This is a genomic window from Mesorhizobium sp. ES1-3 (assembly GCF_020164795.1).
GTDB lineage: Bacteria > Pseudomonadota > Alphaproteobacteria > Rhizobiales > Rhizobiaceae > Mesorhizobium.
The window spans coordinates 154,107-169,461 of the sequence record NZ_JAIUGW010000005.1; the positions used below are offsets into that span (position 1 = coordinate 154,107).

The following is a 15,355-nucleotide window of genomic DNA, read 5'->3' on the forward strand; positions in this document are numbered from 1 at the left end:
TGTAGGCAAATCACGGCCTGTGCCGGACCGGTATCGAGCGGACCTAGCCACACTACTCCAGTCATGGCAAGCAAGCGCCACATCGCCTCAAGCCGGTTTGAGCGTAAATTATGTCCGCTTCCGGGCAATATCTCGTGATAACTCATCCCCGGCACCGGCACCGATGTAGCGCCGGAACGCCTCCGGACCAGTCCCTGCAAAGAAATCGTCCGAGGTGCCTGTGGCGGCGACGGCGCCATTGTCCAGAAACACCACCTTCTGGCCGATCCGGCGGGCATCCTGCGGCTGGTGCGTGACGAACAGCACCGTCATGCCACGCTCGGCATGGAGGCTGGCAACCAGGTCGAGCATGTCGTCGCGCAAGGCGGGTCCGAGCGAGGCGAAGGGTTCGTCGAGCAGCAGCACCGGGCGGTCACGCACCAGCACGCGAGCCAGAGCGACGCGCTGGCGCTCACCGCCCGAAAGTTCACGCGGCAGCCGCTTCTCCTTGCCGGCAAGGCCGGTGCGCCCAAGCGCCTCCGCGATATCGGCGTGGTCGGCATCGGTCAGTCGCAACGATGGCGAACGGCCGAGCCCGACATTCTGCTCGACGGAAAGATGCGCGAAAAGGTTGTTCTCCTGGAACACCATCGACACCGGGCGTATGGCCGGCGGCTCGCTGCCGACATCGACCCCGCCGATCAGCACGCGACCGGATCTCGGCGTCTCGAACCCGGCCACCAGATTGAGCAGCGTTGACTTTCCCGAACCGCTCGGCCCCATGATGGCGGTGATTTGCGCAGCCGTGAACTCGACATCGAAGGCGAACAATGCCTCGCCATAACTGAACGAGACCTTGTCCAGCCGCACCGTAACCCCCTTGCCGTCAGCAGCCCTGTCAAACATCGCGGGCCATCCCCTTTCCCAGCCGGTCCGCTGCCAGCACCAGTGCCAGGCAGACAAGGCCGAGTAGCAGTGCCAGGCCGGCGGCGTCCTGCGTGCGGTAGCTACCCATGCGAGCCAGGAGAAGGTAGGGCAAGGTCTGCACGGAATCACTGCCGAACAGGGCGATGACGCCGAGATCGCCAAGCGACAGCGCCATGGCGAACGCAAAGGCGGTGGCGAGCGGCCGCCGCAGCGACGGCCAGTCGACCAGCCGCAGTCTTGCCCAGCCGGAAATGCCGAGCTGCGCGCAGAGCCGTTCGTGACGCTCGCTTGCCGCGTCATAGGCGGGACGGATGGCGCGCAACGCGAAAGGCATCGCCATGACGGCGTTGACGGTGACGACCATGAGCGGGGCGATGGCAAAGACATCGCCGACATGGCGCAACAGAAGGAACCAGCCGGCGCCGATGACGATCGGCGGCACGACCAGCACAAAGCCGGCGCCGGTATCGGTGGCATGTTCGAGCAGTGTCCTTGGGCCGGAGCGGCGGTTCAGCGCCAGCGCCCGGCGCGCCATGGTCAGGGCCAGCGAAAGCATCACCGAAAGCAGCGCCGACAGGAAAGCGAGCACGGCACTGGTCAGTGTCGCCTGCCGGACAGTGGCCTCGCCGGCCAGCCGGCCGAGATCGGCGCCCAATCCGGCCGCCACGGTCGCCGCCATCGGCCCGGCAACGAAGAGCGAAGCCAACACGATGAGGATAGCGTTCAGCGAGGCCTCGGTCCTGTTGACCGAGAGATAGCGGCGCGGCGCGACCGGCAGGTTGGTGTCGCCGACGACATTGGCGCCGAGCCGGGTCAGCGCCAGCACCACGATGAAGGTCAAGCCGATCTGCAGCAATGTCAGCGCGACAGCCCGCGCGGGATCGAAATCGAAGCGCAATGCCTGATAGATGCCGACCTCCAGCGTCGTCGCGGCCGGCCCGCCGCCAAGCGTCAGCACGATGGTGAAGGATGTGATGCAGAGCATGAAGACAAGTCCGGCGACGCCGGGCAAGGCGGCGCGCAGCGTCGGCCATTCGATCAGCCGGAATGCCGGCCGCGCTCCCATCCCGAGCTGGCTCGCCAGCCGCCACTGGTCTGAGGGAATGGTCTGCAGCGCCTCGAGGAGCAGGCGGGTGGCCAGCGGCAGGTTGAAGAAGACATGGGCAACGAGAATGCCGGACAGGCCATAGATGCCCGGCCAGTCCCGGCCGCCAACCCAGTTGAACAGACCGGCGAAATAGCCGGCGCCGCCGTAGAGCGCCAGGATGCCGAGCGCCGCGACGATCGCCGGCAGAGCCAGCGGCACGGCGAAGAGCCGCAGGATGAAGGCGCGGCCGGGGAAACGTGGATGCCGCGACAGCGCCCGCGCCACGAACAGGGCGGGCCCGACCGAGAGCAGCGTCGACAGGGCCGCCTGCCAGAGCGTGAAGCGCACGACACGGAAGAGGTAAGGATCGAAGGCGGCCCAGGCGCCGGAAAAATCGTGGGCGCCTTCGATGATAAGGCCGGCAAAAGCGCCGCCGATCAGCAGTGTGGTTGCCGCGAGCGCGGTGATGCCGGCGGTGATGCGGGGATCAGATGCGCGTTGCACTGAGAACCAACGATCGACTTGGGAAACATTGTGTTCCTTGGCGCCCCCCTCGTGGGGGAGATGTCCGGCAGGACAGAGGGGGGCGCCGTAGAGCGGTCATCTCACGAGATTAGCCCACAAAACCTACTTGCTCATCACCGCCAGCCATTCGTCCACCCAGGCCTTGCGGTTGGCCGCGACTTCCTCGGGGCTGAACAGCAGGGTCTTGGTCGGCTTGACCAGTTTGTCGAAGGCGGGGTTGAGCGGCTTGTCGGTCTTGCCGGCCGGGAACATCCAATTGGTCTCCGGGATGGCGTCCTGGAATTTCGGCCCGGTCATGAAAGCCATGAACTTGGCCGCCAGCGGGTTCTTGGCCCCCGTGGTGGTGATGCCGGCAACCTCGATCTGCAGGTACTCGCCCTCTTCGAAGGATGCCGCCTGGTAGCGCTCGGTGTTCTCGGCGACCATGTGGTAGGCCGGCGAGGTGGTGTAGGACAGCACCATCGGCGCCTCGCCCTTGGTGAACAGGCCGTAGGCCTCGCTCCAGCCCGGCGTGACGGTCAGCACCTTGGCCTTGAGCTTGGCCCAGGCTTCCGGCGCCTTGTCGCCATAGACCGACTTCACCCACAACAGCAGACCGAGACCGGGCGTCGAGGTGCGCGGGTCCTCGATGACGATCTTGTCATTGGCACTGCCCTCGACCAGGTCCTTCAGGCTTTTCGGCGGCGTCTTGAGCTTCTCGGTGTCGTAGACGACGGCGAAATAGCCATAATCGAAGGGGACGAAAGTATCGTCGCTCCAGCCGCCCGGCACATTGACATCGCTCACCGTGCCATGCGGTGCGAACAGGCCCGACGCCTTGGCATCGGCGGTGAGATTGGTGTCGAGGCCGAGCACGATGTCGGCCTTGGTCGCTGCGCCTTCGAGCTTGACACGGTTGAGCAGCGCCACGCCGTCGGCGACCGAGACGAATTCGACATCGCAGCCACATTCGGCCTCGAATTCCTTCTTTACCACCGGGCCTGGACCCCAGTCGGCGGTGAAGCTCTCATAGGTATAAACGGTAAGCTTGTCCTTGGCCAAAGCCGGCCCGGACAGGGTCACTACCACGGCTGCGACGAGAGAATTTAAAAGCGTGCGCATCGGCGCCTCCTTCGTTTGCGTTGAAAGGAATTGAGGCGTCGGATTGTCCGAAACGTCTAATCCCTCCGCCGGTACAAACCGGATCAGGTTCAGCGGGTTGGCGAGACTACCTCTCAGCCGGCCCGCGAAAGTCGCGTCCGGCACCCCGTTAGAGCGTTTCGACACATAGGCCCGGCCGATGGGACACGCAAGTGGGAGTTTGCCGCCTTCCGTTTCCCGTGCCGGGCTGGTAAGGGCGACAGGATATGAGCACATTCACCATCCTGCTTGGCGGCGATCTCATCCGCACGCCCCGGCTCGACCGCCAGGTCAAAGGCTCGCGCGTCATCGCCGCCGACGCCGGCATCGGCCATGCGCGGATGCTGGGCCTTGTCCCGGAACTGTGGGTCGGCGATTTCGATTCCGTGCCGGCCGATCTGCCGGAAGGTCTCGCCGCCGTGCCCCGGCAAACCTTCCCGGCGGAAAAGGACAAGACCGACGGCGAACTGGCGATCGCGGCAGCGCTCGAGCGCGGGGCGACTCGTCTTGTGCTGGCGGGCGCCTTCGGCGGCAAGCGCGCCGATCACGCCTTCCTGCATCTGGCGCTTGGCCTGCGGCTGGCCGAGGCCGGAACAGCTGTGCTTCTGACCAGCGGCGCCCAGGAAGCTGTCCCCTTGCTGCTCGGCAGGGCCGGCTTCGATTATGCCGACGGCACGCTGTTTTCGATACTCGGCTTTTCCGAACTCTCCGGCCTGACCGTAACCGGCGCCAAATGGCCGCTCGACAAGGTCGAGGTGGCTTTCGGTTCGTCGCTGACCATTTCCAACGAGGTCAAGGGCCGCCTCGACATCGCGCTCGGCCATGGCCGCGCACTGCTGCTCGCCCATCCCTATCCATTGCCCGAAAGCTGACATGGCCCCGCCTCTTCTCAATCTCGACGGGATAAGACTGACCTTCGGCGGCACGCCGCTGCTCGACGGCGCCGCCTTGACCGCTTCGGCCGGCGACAAGATCGCGCTGGTCGGCCGCAACGGGTCCGGCAAGTCGACGCTGCTCAAGATCGCCGCCGGCCTGATCGAACCGCAGGATGGCGAGGTGTTCCGCCAGCCTTCTGCGACAGTACGCTATCTGCCGCAAATGCCCGACATGGACGGCTTCGCCAATGTGCGCGCCTATGTCGAGGCCGGACTAGGGCCGGCCGACGATCCCTATCGCGCCAGCTATCTGATGGAGCATCTCGGCCTGTCGGGCGAGGAGCGGCCGGGCGACCTGTCCGGCGGCGAGGCCAGGCGCGCCGCGCTTGCTCGTGTCATGGCGCCCGAGCCCGACATTCTGCTTCTTGATGAACCGACCAACCATCTCGATTTGTCTGTCATCGAATGGCTGGAAGAAGAGCTCGTCCGGACTTCCTCGGCGCTCATCGTGATCTCGCACGACCGCCGCTTCCTCGAACGCGTGTCGCGCGCCACTGTCTGGCTCGACCGTGGCCAGACCCGCAGGCTGGACAAGGGCTTTGGCCATTTCGAGGAATGGCGCGACCTGGTTCTGGAAGAGGAAGAGCGCGAACAGCACAAGCTCGGCCGCCAGATCGTGCGCGAGGAGCATTGGTTGCGCTATGGCGTGACGGCGCGGCGCAAGCGGAACATGCGACGCCTCGGCGAGCTGCAGACCATGCGCCAGCGCTTTCGCGGCCATCGCGGTGCCGAGGGCTCCGCGACCTTGGTGGCAAGCGACGCCGCCGAATCCGGCAAGCTGGTGATCGAAGCCAAGAACATCGAGAAGGGCTTTGGCGACCTCACCGTCGTCAAGGGATTCTCGACCCGTATCCAGCGCGGCGACCGCGTCGGCCTTGTCGGGCCGAACGGCGCCGGCAAGACGACGCTTCTGAAGATGCTGACCGGCGAGTTGGCGCCTGATGCCGGATCGGTACGGCTCGGCACCAATCTGGAAATCGCCACGCTCGACCAGAAGCGCGAGGCAGTCGATCCGCAGGAGACATTGGCACAGTATCTGACTGACGGGCGCGGCGAAAACCTCGTCATCAATGGCGAGCAGCGCCATGTCGTCTCCTACATGAAGGATTTTCTGTTCAAGCCGGAACAGGCACGCACGCCGTTGCGCGAATTGTCCGGCGGCGAGCGGGCGCGGCTGATCCTGGCGCGCGTGCTGGCGCGGCCGGCGAACCTGCTGGTGCTCGATGAGCCGACCAACGATCTCGACATGGAGACGCTGGAACTGCTGCAGGAACTGGTCGCCGGTTTTGCGGGCACCGTCATCCTGGTCAGCCACGACCGCGATTTCCTCGACCGCACCGTGACCAGCATCATCGCGCCGGATGGCGGCGGCCGCTGGGTCGAATATGCCGGCGGCTATTCCGACATGCTGGCGCAGCGCGGCGGCACCAGGCTCGACGACCGCAAGGCGCGCGCCAAGGCCGAAGCCGGCGATGCGCCGGCGGCCAAGGCGGACGTTGCTGCCGCCAAGGGACCGGCCAAAAAACTCTCGTTCAAGCAGAAGTTCGCGTTGGACTCTTTGCCCAAGAAGATCGAGGCGGTGACCGCGTCGATCTCGCGGCTGGAGAACAACATCGCCGATCCCGCCTATTACGAGCGCGATCCGGCATCGTTCCAGAAGACCATTGCCGCCCTCGACAAGGAGCGCGCGACGCTGGCGGCACTCGAGGAAGAATGGCTGGAGCTTGAGATGCTGCGGGAAGAGATGGAAGGGTAGGTCCGCCGCAGTCGAGGCAGCTTGATTTGATTGCCTCCATATCGGAATGCGCATATATTATGCGCATGTTGCGGAGGCCACCATGCGTAAGATTGCCTTGAATGCGGTCCGTCAGCCAGCAAATCTGTCGATCGACTCGAACCTCATGAGGGAAGCCAAGGGGCTTGATGTGAACGTCTCGCGCGCTGCGGAGGCCGGCATCGCGGAAGCGGTGGCGGCCGAGAAAACGAGGCTGTGGAAGCTTGAGAACCGCCCCACGATAGATGCGTGGAACGACTACATCGACAAAAACGGCATCCCGTTGGAAGAGTACCGGCAGTTCTGATGCCGCGCTATGATGTCTTCGCCGGTCGCGTCGAAGGCAACTATTTGCTCGACGTCCAATCCGACCTGCTCGACAATTTCAAGACGCGGGTAGTCATCCCGCTACTGCCGGTCGCGACGGTGCCGCCGCCGATGCGAAAGCTTCATCCGATCTTCGACATCAACGGCCGGAAGTTGGTTATGGCGACACACCTGATTGCTACCGTCCCGGCAAGCGAATTGGGTGAAAGTCGGCTGAACCTGACAAAGCATCACGACGATATCGTCGCCGCACTCGACATGCTTTTCCAGGGTTTCTGAACGAAGGCGACCGTTGCGCCGCCTTCTCAGCCCGCCGTCTTGGCCTGCCAGGCCTTGATCGCCTCGTCGAACACCTTCTCGCCGGGAAGGCCCTTTTCCATGGTCAGCAATGCCCGCCGTCCGGTCTTGTAGACCACCGGCACGTCGATCCAGTCCTGGCCGCGCAGCAGGGTCATGTTGGCGTCTTCGTCGGCCTTGGTGTCGTTGAGCGCGACGAGGAAGAAGCCGTCGGCGATCTTGGCCGGGATGCCGATGAGCGGGCTGCCGGCATCCTGTTCCGAGCTCTTCATGGCGACGCGCAATATGTTGTCGACGCCGCCGCCCTCGAAGCCGTCGGGCGTCAGGAAGATCATCTCGATGATGTGGCTGGCCGGCAGGGTCTTGTCGGTGTTGCGGCGGATGGTCATGCGCAACTGGATGTCCTTGCCGGGAATGGTCGCCTCGGCACGGATCGCCGGCTCTGGCGGCAGGTCGCCGCCGGGCGATTCCTGCACCAGCGACCAGACGATGCTGCCGGGCTCGGCCGAACCCTGGGCAGTGCTGGTGCGCTCCTCATAGAAGATCGCCTTCTGGCCGACCGGAACCGAGGTTTGCGCCGCGGCCGGTGCCGCCGGCGCGGCGCTTGCCGGTGCCGCCGCGGGCGGCGTTGCGCCTGCCGGCGCGGGCGGCGGTGTGGCGGCGGCCGCACCGGCCGGGGCCGGGGTTCCGTTGGCGGGTGGTGTTGCGGGCGGTGTGCCCGCCGCGGGCGTGGTCGCGGCTGGCGCAGGCGTACCGGTAGCCGGCGTATTGGTAGCCGGAGCGGGAACCGCCGGCGCTGCCGTGGCCGGCGCATTCGTTGCCGTTGGCGGCGTCGTCAGCGCGGCGACGGACTCGCCCTCGCCTATGCCGCTCTGCCCGCCTGCCGGGCCGGGGTCGGTTTCGCCGCCTTCAGGCGTCAGCCGCTGCGTGAATTTCGGGCCTTCGGCGCCGGTCGCGGGCGCCGGTGGCGTGGCCGCGGCATCGGTCGCCGGCTTGGCCGGCGTCGTTTTCACCGGTTCGGTCTTGGCAACAACCTTGCTGCCGCCCAGGCCCAGCATCTTGCCGAAGGCATCCTTGTTCAGCCAGATGCCGTAACCGCCGCCGGCAATAACCAGCAATGCGACGACTGCGGCGATCAACCCGCCATAGCTGCGCTTGCGTTCGGCCGGGCGTAAACGCTCGAAAGTGTCGGCGCCTGCCGGCGCTTCGTCATCGGCAAAGACATCGTTCCGGTCATCGTCCCGATCCGCGTCCATCCCCGGCAAGGTCTTTTCCGAAAACTCCGGAGCGGGCTGCACCGGCGTCGGTCTTTGCCAGCCTGGCTCGGCCTTGGCGGTTGGAGCAGGCCGGTAGGGCTCGGGATTCGCCACGGGCTGCGCCGGTTTGTAGGGCTCCGGGCTGGCCGCGGCAGGGGCGGGCCGATACGGAGAAGGAGCGGGAGCCGATTCCGCCTTGGCCGGCTGCTTGACGTGGGTCGGCTGGTTCTTGTTACGGTCGATGGAGGAAAAGATGTGTTCCAGTTCCGCGAGCGGATCCGTTTCCGGCACACTCTTGGCATAGTCCCGCTCGACGCCGGCAATGGCGTCGTCCAGCGAGCGTTTCTGCTTGTCTATGGCCTCGGGAGCCAGCGGCGGCGAATAGTCCGCAAGCTTCTTCGCCAGCATGGCGCGAACACTGTTATAGATGCGCGTACGCTTCTCGGGCGTCTCGTCGCCATGCTTCTCGAATGCGTTTTTCAGAACAGCAACGAAATCTGCCATGCTTCAGTCGACCTGTATTTTGCCTCCGCGCCGGCCCCCGCAAATCAGCCGCGATGCCCGGAAAGGCTTCAGAAACTAGTCTTGAAACGGATCGGTCACAAGTATCGTGTCGTCCCGTTCCGGGCTGGTGGAGAGGAGTGCGACCGGCGCGCCGATCAGCTCCTCGATGTATCGGACATATTTGACGGCCTGAGCCGGGAGATCGTTCCAGCTGCGTGCGCCGGCGGTGGTGCCTTTCCAGCCATCCAGCGTCTCATAGATGGGTTCGACGCGGGCCTGCGCGCCCTGGCTTGCCGGCAAATAGTCGATCGTCTCGCCGTCGAGCCTGTAACCGGTACAGACCTTGATCTCGTCCAGCCCGTCGAGCACGTCGAGCTTGGTCAGCGCGATGCCCTTGATGCCGTTAACGGCGACCGCCTGGCGCACCAGCACCGCGTCGAACCAGCCGCAGCGGCGCTTGCGCCCGGTGACGACACCGAATTCATGGCCGCGTGTGCCGAGGAACTCGCCGATCTCGTTCTTCTGCTCGGTCGGGAACGGACCTTCGCCGACACGCGTGGTGTAGGCCTTTGTGATGCCGAGAACATAGCCGATGGCGCCCGGGCCGACGCCGGAGCCGGCCGCGGCCTGGCCGGCGACCGTGTTGGACGAGGTGACGAACGGATAGGTGCCGTGGTCGATGTCGAGCAGCGTGCCTTGCGCGCCCTCGAACAGGATGCGCTCGCCGGCACGGCGCTTGTCGTCGAGCACCTTCCAGACGCGGTCCATATAGGGCAGGATGTTGTTCGCGACCGAGGTCAATTCCTGCATGATCGCGTCATGCGTGACTTCGGCATGGCCGAGCCCGCGACGCAGCGCATTGTGGTGCGTCAGCAGCCTGTCGACCTTCAGGGGCAAAGTTTCCAAATCCGCCAGATCCATCACCCGAACGGCGCGCCGGCCCACCTTGTCCTCGTAGGCGGGACCGATACCGCGTCGGGTCGTGCCAATCTTCGTTCCGGAATTCGAAGCGGCATCCTCGCGGAATCCGTCCAGCTCCCGGTGTACGGACAGGATAAGCGCCGTGTTTTCGGCTATTTTCAGGCGATCCGGCGTTACGTCCACGCCTTGGCCTTTCAGTTTCTCCACTTCGGCGACGAAAGCATGCGGATCGAAGACCACGCCATTGCCGATGATGGACAGCTTGCCTTCCCGCACGACACCCGAAGGCAACAGCGACAGCTTGTAGACCTTACCGTCGACGACCAGCGTGTGGCCGGCATTGTGGCCGCCCTGGAAACGCACCACCACATCGGCGCGCTCCGACAGCCAGTCGACGATCTTGCCCTTGCCTTCGTCGCCCCACTGCGAGCCGACGACCACCACATTGGCCATGTTTCTTTTCCCTTGAGACGCCGCCGCGCGGCTTGGATATGGTTCGAAACGACAGGCCTCTATAGCGTCAAGACCTCGCGAGTGCGACCTTTCTTTGCCGCCAAAAATGCCCTGAGGCACAACAATTTCCGGCTTTGACATCATTTACTTGGGCTGACGGGGGCAATAGGCCGGCAAACACCGCGGCCCATTCCCGCGGCCGGAAGCCCGCGATGCATCGAAGCGCCTACATATTCCTGCTGCTCACCACCTTGCTGTGGGGCGGCAATTCGGTGGCCGGCAAGCTGGCGGTCGACCACGTCTCGCCGATGACGCTGGTCTTCCTGCGCTGGATGCTGGCCGTGGCGATCCTGCTGCCGATCGGCTGGCGCACGATCCAGGAGGATTGGCCTGTCGTGCGCAGGCACTGGTTCGTGCTGGCGGCGCTGGGCGCCAGCGGCTTCACTCTGTTCAACACCATCTTCTACACCGCGCTCAACTACACCACGGCGATCAACGTCTCGATCGAACAGGCGGCGATGCCGATCCTGATCATGACAGCCAATTTCGTTTTCTTCCGCCTGCGCGTGAACTGGGCGCAGATCGCCGGCGTGGCGCTGACCATCTTCGGCGTCATCCTGACGGCCAGCCATGGCGATCCGCGCCGGCTGCTGACGCTGGAGCTCAATTTCGGCGACGCCATCATGCTGGTCGCGGTCGTTCTCTACAGCGGCTATTCGGTCGGGCTGCGGCTGAAGCCGGCGATACGCTGGCAGAGCCTGATGCTGGCCATGTCGTTCGCAGCACTTATCACCTCGCTGCCCTTCTTCCTGTGGGAGGCCGCCGCCGGCAAGGTGATCGTGCCCGATGCGCGCGGCTGGGCCGTCATCGTCTATACGGCGATCGGCGCTTCGGTCATCTCGCAGATAACCTATATCAGGGGCAACGAGCTGATCGGCGCCAACCGCGCCGGCCTGTTCATCAATCTGGTGCCGATCTTCGGCACGCTGCTTTCGGTGCTGATTGTCGGTGAGACGTTCCAGCTCTATCAGGCGCTGGCGCTGGTTCTCGTCCTGGGCGGCATCGGGCTCGCCGAACACAGCGGGCGCAAGATGGCTTCCGGCCGCTGACGGCGCGCGCCGAAATTACGGCACCAATTCCTTGCGCACCGCCGCGATATCGTCCGACGACACCGCCGCAGCAGAATTGCCCCAGCTGCCGCGCACATAGGTCAGCACGTCGGCGATTTCCTTGTCCTTCAACCGCCACGCCAGCGAGGGCATCGAAGGCGTCGTCGGAGCGCCGGCCGTGTGCACCGCCTGGCTTCCGGCGAGCACGACACGGGCAAGCGTTTCGGGATTGCCCTGGGCCACGATGGAATTACCGACGAGGGTCGGGAACAACGCGCCGGCCCCGGTGCCATCGCCGCCATGGCAGGCCGAACAATTGTCATGGTAGATCGCCTCGCCCGCCACCATCCGCGCCTCGTCCGGCTTGGGCGCCTGCGCACTGCCGGTATCCGACCCCAGGCTCTTGAGATAGACGGCCACGGCCTTGAGGTCGGGATCCGTCATTTTGGAAGTCGAGTTCTCGACCGCCTCGGCCATCGGACCGGACGCGATCGAATGCGCGTTGACGCCGGTCTTGAGGTAAGCGACCACGTCCTCTTGCGACCATTTGCCAAGGCCGGATTGAGCATTGTTGGTGATGTCGGGGGCGAACCAGCCCTGCAGCGACGCCCCTTGCAGGAAGCTGGAGTCCTGATCTGCGCCGAGGAAGGATTTGGGCGTATGGCAGGTGCCGCAGTGCCCGGCCCCCTGGACGATATAGGCGCCGCGATTCCATTCCGCCGACTTGGACGGATCGGCCTGGAAGCTTGCCTCGCTGAAATTCAGGAGGTTCCAGCCCCACATCGCCAGCCGGATGTTCAACGGGAACGGCAACTGATTGGTCTCGACCTTGTTCGAGACCGGCTCGACCGTGGTCATGTAGGCCCACAAGTCTGAGATGTCCTGCTCGGTCATTCTGGTATAGGCGGGGTACGGCATGGCGGGATAGAGCCGCACGCCATCGTGGCCGACGCCTGATTTCATCATGTTGCGGAAATCGGTCTGTGACCACTGGCCGATGCCGGTTTCGTGGTCGGGCGTGATGTTGGGCGGCACCAGTGCGCCGAAAGGCGTTTCGAGCGGCAGGCCACCGGCCAGCGGCTTGCCGCCCGGCCTCGTATGACAGCCCGCGCAATCGCCGAGCACGGCCTGGTATTGGCCGCGGATGATCTGGTCGGCCTGATCGGCGGCGAGTGCCGGGGTGATCGCCAGCACGGCCGCGCCGGCGGCGGCAGCGAGCGTCCTCATGCCTGCACCAGGGGTGCGCCGGGATTGCGCAGGTAGTGATTGCGGATGCCGTCGGCGGCCCGGTAGGCGAGCGCGCCGACCGTTCCCGTCGGATTCTTGCCGGCATTCTGCGGAAACGCCGACGCGCCGATGACGAAGACGTTGGGCACATCCCAGCTTTGCAGGAAGCTGTTGACCGCACTCTTCTTCGGGTCCGTTCCCATGATGGCGCCGCCCGTATTATGGGTGCTTTGATAGGGGACGCTGTCCCAGCCCTTCTTGCGGCGGCCGACATTGTACTGGTTGCCGCCAAGCGTCTTGGCGATCTCCTCCATCCGGTCGCAGAGATAGTTCGACATCCGGATATCGTTGTCGGGAAAATCGAAGGTCATGCGCATGAGCGGCCGGCCGAAGCGATCCTTGTAGGTCGGGTCGAGGTCGAGGTAGTTGGTGCGTGTCGCGTAGCTGCTGCCCTGTGAGGAGAAGCCGAGCGTGCTTTTGTAGCCCGCGACGGTCGCCTTCTTCCAGGCGCTGCCCCATTTCGGCGTGCCGGGCAGCGTCGGCCTTGTCCCGATGGGACGTCCATTGGTGGGGATGCAGTTGATGCCAGCGCCGCCGACGAAATCGAGCCCGCCGTGGTCGAAGGCATCGCCATTATAGTCGTCGATCGTCTGGCCGAGCGCGCCTGCGGCAATGAATGGATTGAAGTTCTTGTCGTCGAAGAACACCTGCACGCCGGAGTTGGTCTGGTAGCAATAATTGCGCCCGACCGTGCCCTCGCCGGTAGCGGGATCATAGATCTTGCCGATGCCCGACAGCATCATCAGCCGGGCATTGTGCAGGCCGTAGGCGCACAGAAGCACGAGATCGGCCGGCTGGAAGAATTCCTGCCCGGACGTATCGACGTAGGTCACGCCGCGTGCCGACTTGCCGCCGGCGGCAAGATCGACATGCAGGACTTCGCTGTCGGTCCGGACCTCGAAATTGGCCTTCTTCATCAGGACGGGAAGAATGGTGGTCTGGGCACTGGATTTGGAATAGTTGGCGCAGCCGAACCGTTCGCAAAATCCGCAATAGGTACACTGCCCCATGGTGATGCCCAGCGGATTGACATAGGTCCGCGACATGTTGGCGGACGGCGTCGGGAACGGGTGCAACCCCATGGACCGGCCGGCATTGGCGAACAGGGTCGGCGCGTAGGTCATCTCCATCGGCGGGTTCGGATAGTCCCGCGCCCTCGGATCCTCGAACGGGTTGCCGCCTTCCTGTATCTGCCCCTTGATGTTGCCGGCCTTGCCCGAGATCCCCGCCAGATATTCGAACTGGTCGTAATAAGGCTCCATCTCGGCGCCGGTCACGCCCCAGTCCTGGACCTGGAGATCGGCGATCCGCGCCGGACCATACCTCTTGGTGAGGTTGGTCTTGATCTGAAAATCCGAATCCCAGAACCGCCAGGTGTGGCCGTTCCAGTGCACCCCGGCACCGCCGACACCGTTGCCGGGCAGGAACGATCCGAAATCGCGCATCGGCAGCGCCGTCTGCGACGGGTCGTTGCGCATCGTCAGGGTTTCCACGGCAGGCTGCAGGAAAAGGTCGCGCCGCACGCTGTAGCGCAACTCGTCCTGTGCGTAGCCGATGTTGAAATCGGTTGCCGTATCGCGCCACGGACCACGCTCGATGGCCAGCACGTCCAGGCCCTGATCTGTGAGTTCATGCGCAAGGATGGACCCTGTCCAGCCAAGGCCGACGATCACGACATCCTTGCGAGGCAGTATCGTCGTCATAGTCAGCTCCTTTTCACGAGCCATTCCGGGCTGCCCTCGATGGAGACGGGCGGCCGCGGATAGGGCTGATTGTGCTTGCTGACGTGGTCCCGGTAGTCATAGCGCGCGCCGGGGAATCCGAGCATGCGCCACGAGACCATGTCCTTGTTGCCGCCATAGACAGGATCGGCAAAAAACCCTTCCATCGTGTTCTGCAGCAGAAGTCCGAAAAAGCCGGGACCCTTGACGCCGTTTGGCAAGTCGACCTTTCCAGCTTCCATGGCGGTCAGGAATGCATCCTGGTCCGCCGGCGGGAGCTCGGCGAATATCTTGCCGTCCCGCTGTTTCAGGAAAGCGTCGATGGCGGCAAGGCCGATGCGGTAACGCTGGGCGGGATTGGCTTCGCCCTGATAACCCTGCGTGGGCAACCCCGGCAGGAACGGTCCTTTTGTGTAGAGCCGGCTCGACGTTCCGAACGCGCCCGTCAACTGACGGTCTATATAGACGGCGCAGCCGGCCTCCTTGCCGCCCATCGAGAGATCGTCAGCGGGGATGATGCGGTCGACGATGGCCTCGACCAGCGCGGCTTCCTGCGGCGTGAAGAATTGCCAGCCGCCGGGCACGACCTGCATCGGCGGATCGGACGACAGCGGCGCCCAAGGCAGCGAGCCCGACAACGATCGGGCAAAGCTTGCCGATGTTGCCGTTAGCGTGACCATCGCAACCGAAGACAGAAACAGACGCCGGCTCAGCCGGACAGTATTGTGACGATCCATCGAAGGCACCCCGACAGCAAGTGAGGCGCGCCGGGCGCTGCGCGCGAAACCATGACAAAACCAGTTGAGTTTAAGTCATGCCCATCAATTGCTGGCAGCGTGCGGAAAGAAACCGAGATCGTCAAGCAGATCACAAAATCGTTAGATTGGGCCAGCCTTATGCTTATCCGCATCTGCTAATATATTGATGGCTAAAGGAGATATCCTTGTAGCAGCGTGACGCAATGACACCTTTGGCTGCGGCTCCGGCGGCGACCGAAGTCACCGGGGATGGAGACAAGCCATGCCTCCTCGACTCAGGACCTGGCGGTGGCGGGTATTAATCAGGCCGGGTTTCCAAAGCATGCCACTGCCGACGACGGCGCATTCGCCGGGCGGCTCCAGCGGTCATGGAAAC

The 15,355-nt window shown here is 64.4% G+C and carries 13 protein-coding genes and 1 riboswitch; of the genes, 5 read left to right on the forward strand and 8 right to left on the reverse strand.

Going from position 1 to position 15,355, the window contains the following annotated elements:
• Positions 1–108 precede the first annotated feature (108 nt).
• The 3 genes from thiQ to thiB all read right to left on the reverse strand — a co-directional run bounded on the left by thiQ (position 109) and on the right by thiB (position 3,619).
• Positions 109–885 carry a thiamine ABC transporter ATP-binding protein gene (gene thiQ / locus LB536_RS10025; RefSeq protein ID WP_224591480.1) on the reverse strand — a complete coding sequence of 259 codons (777 nt, stop codon included), beginning with the start codon at positions 883–885 and terminating at the stop codon, positions 109–111.
• Positions 878–2,497: a thiamine/thiamine pyrophosphate ABC transporter permease gene (thiP, locus tag LB536_RS10030; protein WP_224591483.1), complete on the reverse strand. Its 1,620-nt coding sequence runs from the start codon at positions 2,495–2,497 to the stop codon at positions 878–880. Before thiP ends, thiQ begins: the two co-directional genes overlap by 8 nt.
• A gap of 123 nt (positions 2,498–2,620) precedes the next feature.
• A complete protein-coding gene (thiB, locus tag LB536_RS10035; protein WP_140754707.1) occupies positions 2,621–3,619 on the reverse strand; it encodes a thiamine ABC transporter substrate binding subunit in 999 nt (332 codons plus the stop codon).
• A gap of 43 nt (positions 3,620–3,662) precedes the next feature.
• Positions 3,663–3,777: riboswitch (TPP riboswitch) on the reverse strand.
• A gap of 87 nt (positions 3,778–3,864) precedes the next feature.
• Here thiB and LB536_RS10040 point away from each other — a divergent pair.
• The 4 genes from LB536_RS10040 to LB536_RS10055 all read left to right on the forward strand — a co-directional run bounded on the left by LB536_RS10040 (position 3,865) and on the right by LB536_RS10055 (position 6,952).
• Entirely contained in the window at positions 3,865–4,509 is a 645-nt protein-coding gene (locus tag LB536_RS10040; protein WP_224591485.1) for a thiamine diphosphokinase, read from the forward strand.
• Position 4,510: 1 nt separating this feature from the next.
• Positions 4,511–6,328, forward strand: coding sequence for an ABC-F family ATP-binding cassette domain-containing protein (locus LB536_RS10045; protein ID WP_224591488.1), 1,818 nt, complete (start codon positions 4,511–4,513; stop codon positions 6,326–6,328).
• An 82-nt stretch (positions 6,329–6,410) separates the two neighbouring features.
• Entirely contained in the window at positions 6,411–6,653 is a 243-nt protein-coding gene (locus LB536_RS10050) for a type II toxin-antitoxin system CcdA family antitoxin (protein WP_140754713.1), read from the forward strand.
• Positions 6,653–6,952, forward strand: coding sequence for a CcdB family protein (locus LB536_RS10055; protein ID WP_140754715.1), 300 nt, complete (start codon positions 6,653–6,655; stop codon positions 6,950–6,952). Before LB536_RS10050 ends, LB536_RS10055 begins: the two co-directional genes overlap by 1 nt.
• Before the next feature lie 26 nt (positions 6,953–6,978).
• On the opposite strand, the gene LB536_RS10060 is transcribed toward LB536_RS10055, so the two are convergent.
• Positions 6,979–8,730: a hypothetical protein gene (locus tag LB536_RS10060; protein WP_224591491.1), complete on the reverse strand. Its 1,752-nt coding sequence runs from the start codon at positions 8,728–8,730 to the stop codon at positions 6,979–6,981.
• A gap of 75 nt (positions 8,731–8,805) precedes the next feature.
• Positions 8,806–10,104 carry an adenylosuccinate synthase gene (locus LB536_RS10065; RefSeq protein WP_224591493.1) on the reverse strand — a complete coding sequence of 433 codons (1,299 nt, stop codon included), beginning with the start codon at positions 10,102–10,104 and terminating at the stop codon, positions 8,806–8,808.
• 212 nt (positions 10,105–10,316) lie between these two features.
• Here LB536_RS10065 and LB536_RS10070 point away from each other — a divergent pair, with 212 nt between their 5' ends.
• The gene (locus LB536_RS10070) at positions 10,317–11,213 is read left to right on the forward strand and encodes a DMT family transporter (RefSeq protein ID WP_224591496.1); all 897 of its coding nucleotides are present in this window, start codon (positions 10,317–10,319) and stop codon (positions 11,211–11,213) included.
• Between the two features lie 15 nt (positions 11,214–11,228).
• Here the strand turns inward: LB536_RS10070 and LB536_RS10075 are convergent, their stop codons facing one another.
• The 3 genes from LB536_RS10075 to LB536_RS10085 are packed head-to-tail and all read right to left on the reverse strand — an operon-like array spanning position 11,229 to position 14,958.
• Entirely contained in the window at positions 11,229–12,440 is a 1,212-nt protein-coding gene (locus LB536_RS10075) for a cytochrome c (RefSeq protein WP_224591499.1), read from the reverse strand.
• Positions 12,437–14,203 (reverse strand): GMC family oxidoreductase, encoded by a 1,767-nt coding sequence (locus tag LB536_RS10080; RefSeq protein WP_224591502.1) that lies wholly within the window; start codon positions 14,201–14,203, stop codon positions 12,437–12,439. Before LB536_RS10080 ends, LB536_RS10075 begins: the two co-directional genes overlap by 4 nt.
• A gap of 2 nt (positions 14,204–14,205) precedes the next feature.
• Complete coding sequence (locus LB536_RS10085; RefSeq protein WP_224591505.1) at positions 14,206–14,958, reverse strand: gluconate 2-dehydrogenase subunit 3 family protein; 753 nt, start codon at positions 14,956–14,958, stop codon at positions 14,206–14,208.
• Positions 14,959–15,355: the final 397 nt, after the last annotated feature.

What these genes read in the sequence shown, in the direction of transcription:
- thiQ (WP_224591480.1), bottom strand. Translation starts at nt 885, where the DNA reads ATGTTTGACAGGGCTGCTGACGGCAAGGGGGTTACGGTGCGGCTGGAC.
- thiB (WP_140754707.1), bottom strand. Translation starts at nt 3,619, where the DNA reads ATGCGCACGCTTTTAAATTCTCTCGTCGCAGCCGTGGTAGTGACCCTG.
- LB536_RS10040 (WP_224591485.1), top strand. Translation starts at nt 3,865, where the DNA reads ATGAGCACATTCACCATCCTGCTTGGCGGCGATCTCATCCGCACGCCC.
- LB536_RS10045 (WP_224591488.1), top strand. Translation starts at nt 4,511, where the DNA reads ATGGCCCCGCCTCTTCTCAATCTCGACGGGATAAGACTGACCTTCGGC.
- LB536_RS10050 (WP_140754713.1), top strand. Translation starts at nt 6,411, where the DNA reads ATGCGTAAGATTGCCTTGAATGCGGTCCGTCAGCCAGCAAATCTGTCG.
- LB536_RS10055 (WP_140754715.1), top strand. Translation starts at nt 6,653, where the DNA reads ATGCCGCGCTATGATGTCTTCGCCGGTCGCGTCGAAGGCAACTATTTG.
- LB536_RS10060 (WP_224591491.1), bottom strand. Translation starts at nt 8,730, where the DNA reads ATGGCAGATTTCGTTGCTGTTCTGAAAAACGCATTCGAGAAGCATGGC.
- LB536_RS10065 (WP_224591493.1), bottom strand. Translation starts at nt 10,104, where the DNA reads ATGGCCAATGTGGTGGTCGTCGGCTCGCAGTGGGGCGACGAAGGCAAG.
- LB536_RS10070 (WP_224591496.1), top strand. Translation starts at nt 10,317, where the DNA reads ATGCATCGAAGCGCCTACATATTCCTGCTGCTCACCACCTTGCTGTGG.
- LB536_RS10075 (WP_224591499.1), bottom strand. Translation starts at nt 12,440, where the DNA reads ATGAGGACGCTCGCTGCCGCCGCCGGCGCGGCCGTGCTGGCGATCACC.
- LB536_RS10080 (WP_224591502.1), bottom strand. Translation starts at nt 14,203, where the DNA reads ATGACGACGATACTGCCTCGCAAGGATGTCGTGATCGTCGGCCTTGGC.
- LB536_RS10085 (WP_224591505.1), bottom strand. Translation starts at nt 14,958, where the DNA reads ATGGATCGTCACAATACTGTCCGGCTGAGCCGGCGTCTGTTTCTGTCT.